This window comes from Pseudonocardia sp. (assembly GCF_025465255.1).
Lineage (GTDB): Bacteria > Actinomycetota > Actinomycetes > Mycobacteriales > Pseudonocardiaceae > Pseudonocardia.
The window spans coordinates 1-3,748 of sequence record NZ_JAODNI010000079.1; the positions used below are offsets into that span (position 1 = coordinate 1).

Genomic DNA, 3,748 nt, shown 5'->3' on the forward strand with positions numbered 1-3,748 from the left:
ACGCGGGCAGCTCGTGCAGGCTGTCCAGCAGGTCCGCCAGCCCGCCCACCGCCCGGCCCCGGCGACGGGCGGAGGTGCGGGCCCGGACGTCCGACGGGGAGACGACCCGGTGCCCGTGCGCGCGCAGTCGTTCCAGCAGGGCGTGCTCCTCGCCGTGCGCGACCGCCGGAAAGCCCCCGACCCGCAGGAAGGACGCCGCCCGGACGCCGAGGTTCGCCGCGTAGGCGTGCCCGTGCCCGCCGCCGACGTCCGCCCCGGCCTCGATCAGCCGCGCGTAGCGGCGGAGCGCGATCGGGGAGAGGGCGGCCGGGTCGTCGAGGTCCACCAGCCCCGCGACGCCGTCCGCGCCCCGGTCCGCGTGTCGCAGGTGATCGAGCGCCCACGTCCGCGGGACGACGGTGTCGGCGTCGGTGCTGAGCAGCCAGGTCCGTTCGGCGGGGACGCCTCCGAGGCGGGCCAGCAGCCGGGCGACGCCGCGGTTGCGCACCTCGCCGACGGTCACCCGGACCCGGTTCGGGACCAGGTCGACGAGTGGAAGGCGGGCGGCCTCCCGGGCCCGGTCCTCCGTGCGGTCGGAGCAGCGGTCCAGCACCACGCACACCGTCGTGACGACCCGGTCCGGAAGCGCGGCGAGCGCGTCGACCACGGCCGTGAGGCAGGCCCCGATCCGGTCCTGCTCGTCGTGGGCCGGGACGACGACCCCGACGGCGTCGATCCGCGTCACCGGCGGCGCAGCACGTGGACCAGGAACTCCGCGTCCGTGTGCTCGAGCAGGATGTCGAATCGGGGGTCCTCGCGCAGCCGTCGGTGGGTGGCCTCCGCGTCCTGCGGGGCCTCCGCCGGCCAACCGCGCCAGTGCGCCACGAGGACGTCCCCGCCCGCGACGACCGCGTCCGCCAGCCGGTCCACGGTGGCGTCGAGGTCGGCGGCGGAAAGGTAGTAGAGGACCTCGCTGAGGACGGCGAGGTCGATCCCGGCGGGCAGCGCCGCGGGATCGGGCAGGGCCCGGTGCTCGACCGTGACACCCGCGAGTCCCCGCGTCGCCTCGGCGGTCGCGGCGACGGCCTGCGCGGTGTAGTCCGATGCGGTGACGGCGTCGCAGCGGCCGGCGAGCTCGCGGGTCAGTGCCCCGGTCCCGCATCCCGGCTCGGCGGCGTGGGTGTAGCGGGCGTGGGGCAGGCAGGCGAGCAGGACCGCACGCTTGCGGATCTCGTACCAGCTCGTGCGGGTCTGCCAGGGGTCGCCGTCGCCGCCGGAGTAGAGGGTCGCGAAGCGGTCCGCGGGCGCGCTGGTCGCCCGGGGCTCGCGGAAGAACAGCTCGCGCTCGGTGTCGAAGAACCGGAGCACCTCGGGGGGCAGGATCGGCGGGCCGCCGTCCGGCGCGGGTTCCAGCTGCGAGGTGAAGCGGCCGATCGCGGCGCGCTTGGCCGCCCGGTCCGCTTCGCTCATGACGTGGAGGTAGGCGCGTGACCAGGGGATTCGGTCCTGGTCCGGGCGTTCCCAGGCGAGCGCCCAGATCGGGTAGCCCCAGCCGTGGGCGGTGACGGGCGCGGCGACGGCCGCCGCCCGGCCGGCGGCGGCGTGGTCCGGGTGCGGGTCGCCGGACCAGGGCGCAAGGTAGGCGTCGGCGTGCCGCAGGAGCGGTTCCAGCTCCTTGGCCAGCGTCGACTCCACCTCCTCGAGGCCCGAGTCCGGCAGGCCCAGCCAGTGCACCGGGACGTCCTCGGCGCCGAGGACGCCGAGCGCGTCCTCCAGCTCGCGGCGGCGGGTGCGGCCGAGCGCGGCCTGGGCCGCGGCCGTCGCGTCCGGGAACGCGCCCTCGCCGTCCGTCGCGATCACGATCTCGACCGCGCAGCCCGCGGCGTGCGCGGCCCGCACGTACCCGCCGGCGGCGAGGGTCTCGTCGTCCGGGTGGGCGGCGACGACCACGAGCCGCCCGGTCGGCGGGCTCATCGTCCGGGGCGCGTGGTGGTCGATCGCGTCGCGCCAGAGGCCGGGCGCGTCGAGCGGGTCGGGCACGGTCGGTCCGCCGACGGCCCGGCTCATCGCTCTCCCTCGCTGCGCGAGCTCGGTCCCGGGCGAGGCGTCACAGCGCGGGCGCTGCCCGATGGTTCGCTCGCAAGCTCGCTCATCGGGCCGCCGATCCGTCGCGCCCGCCCGCACCCTGGTTCTCCGTCACAGGGGCCCCGATGGCGAGGTCCCGGGTGGCGAGGTCCCCGGTGGCCAGAACCGCTGCGCCGAGGGCCGCGAGGTCGCGTTCGCCGTGGTGCTGGCGGACGTACACGCCCAGGTCGGCGAGCCGCTGAGCCAGCGTCCCACCTCGGCTCAGCGCCGTTACTCCGGCGACCCGCGGGGCGACGTCCAGCACCGTGCGACAGGTCTGCTCGACCACGGCCCGCGCCGTCCACGCCGCCGTCCGGTGGTCCGACTTCGGGTCCGCGTCGATCTGTTCCGCGGTCCGGACCAGCAGCGCGTCCGTGGCCTGCAACCCGGCGTGCAGGGCCCCGGCGTGGGCGAGCTGGTGGGGGTCCGGTCCACGGTCCCGGAGCAGGGCGAACAGGTCGTCGACGATCCCGGCGGCACCACCGAGCCACACCGCGGCCACGCCCGCGCCACCCCACCAGAAGCCGGGCCGGTCGGTGTAGAAACCGGGGTCGCCGAGCAGCGCGTCGTCCGCGACGGCGACACCGTGGAACTCGACGTCCAGGGTGTCGCTGGCGCGCATCCCGGCCGTGTTCCAGGAGTCGTCGATCCGACGGATGCCCGGGTCGTCGAGGCGCACGTCGACCAGCCGCATGCCCGACGGGCCGGACGCGACGACCAGGGCCCGGTCGAGGTCGTGCGCGCCGGAGCAGAAACGCACCGTGCCCCGCAGCTTCCAGGCACCGGCTCCGCCGGTGAGCTCGCCGCCGGTGCCCCCGGACCGCGCGGCCCACACGCCGTAGAGCATGCCGGGCTCGGGGGTGCCGCCCGCGTCGTCGAGGATCGCGACGGCGTCCGCGTGGCCCTCGGCGAGCCGGGCCAGAGGGAGGTCGGAGCGGCCCCAGCGGGCGAGTGTCGCCCACCGCGCGGCGGTCGCACCGTGGCCGGGGCGGGGTAGGTCCAGCCCGCCCTCCCGGAGGAGGCCGGCGAGCCGTTCGGGGGCGGTACCCCCGGACGGCGGCGGCGCGGACGGGTCGAGGAGCGCGAACGGGGCCGGTTCCATGAACAGGGACATCTCCTGGTCGAGCGGTGCGCCGAGCTGCGGGCCGAGCCGGCCTCCCTCGATCTTCACCGCGGGACGGGAAGCCCGCCACCGGAGACGTCCGGGCGGTGGGGTCCAGAGCCCCCGGGCCGGGGTGGTGCCCCCGGATCATGTCGACCAAGATTCCGGAAAGCATCGACGTCACCGTTGCGGTGAGCCGGTTCAGGCTGCACAGCTTCGGAGGACGGCCTGCCCCTTCGGCGCGGGCCGTCGCCGTGTCCTCCGAGTTCGGCGCCACGGCGATCCGTGCTCACCGCTCGCGACCCGGGACCGGCCACGGCCGGCCGGCGAGGGGTCGCGCACGGCGATCAAGAGGGTCTCGGGCCGAGCAGGCGTTCCGCCGGCCCGCCGGACCAGCGCGGTGAGAAGAGCGTCAGCCCATGTGCGGGTACGTGTGCCCGATCGGCGGCACCATGGTCTCCTTGATCGCGCGCGGGCTCGTCCAGCGCTGCACGTTGAGCATCGAGCCCGCCTTGTCGTTGGTGCCCGAGGCCCGGCTGCCGC

3 protein-coding genes are annotated in these 3,748 nt (G+C 76.4%); all 3 read right to left on the reverse strand.

Annotated elements, in window-relative coordinates:
- On the reverse strand, window positions 1-724 hold a 724-nt coding region (locus JWP64_RS08640), incomplete at its 3' end, for a glycosyltransferase (protein ID WP_297494283.1).
- Entirely contained in the window at window positions 721-2,046 is a 1,326-nt protein-coding gene (locus JWP64_RS08645; RefSeq protein WP_297494285.1) for a PIG-L family deacetylase, read from the reverse strand. The genes JWP64_RS08645 and JWP64_RS08640, both read right to left, overlap by 4 nt.
- Window positions 2,047-2,128: 82 nt before the next feature.
- Window positions 2,129-3,274: an acyl-CoA dehydrogenase gene (locus tag JWP64_RS08650; protein WP_297494287.1), complete on the reverse strand. Its 1,146-nt coding sequence runs from the start codon at window positions 3,272-3,274 to the stop codon at window positions 2,129-2,131.
- Between the last annotated feature and the right edge of the window lie 474 nt (window positions 3,275-3,748).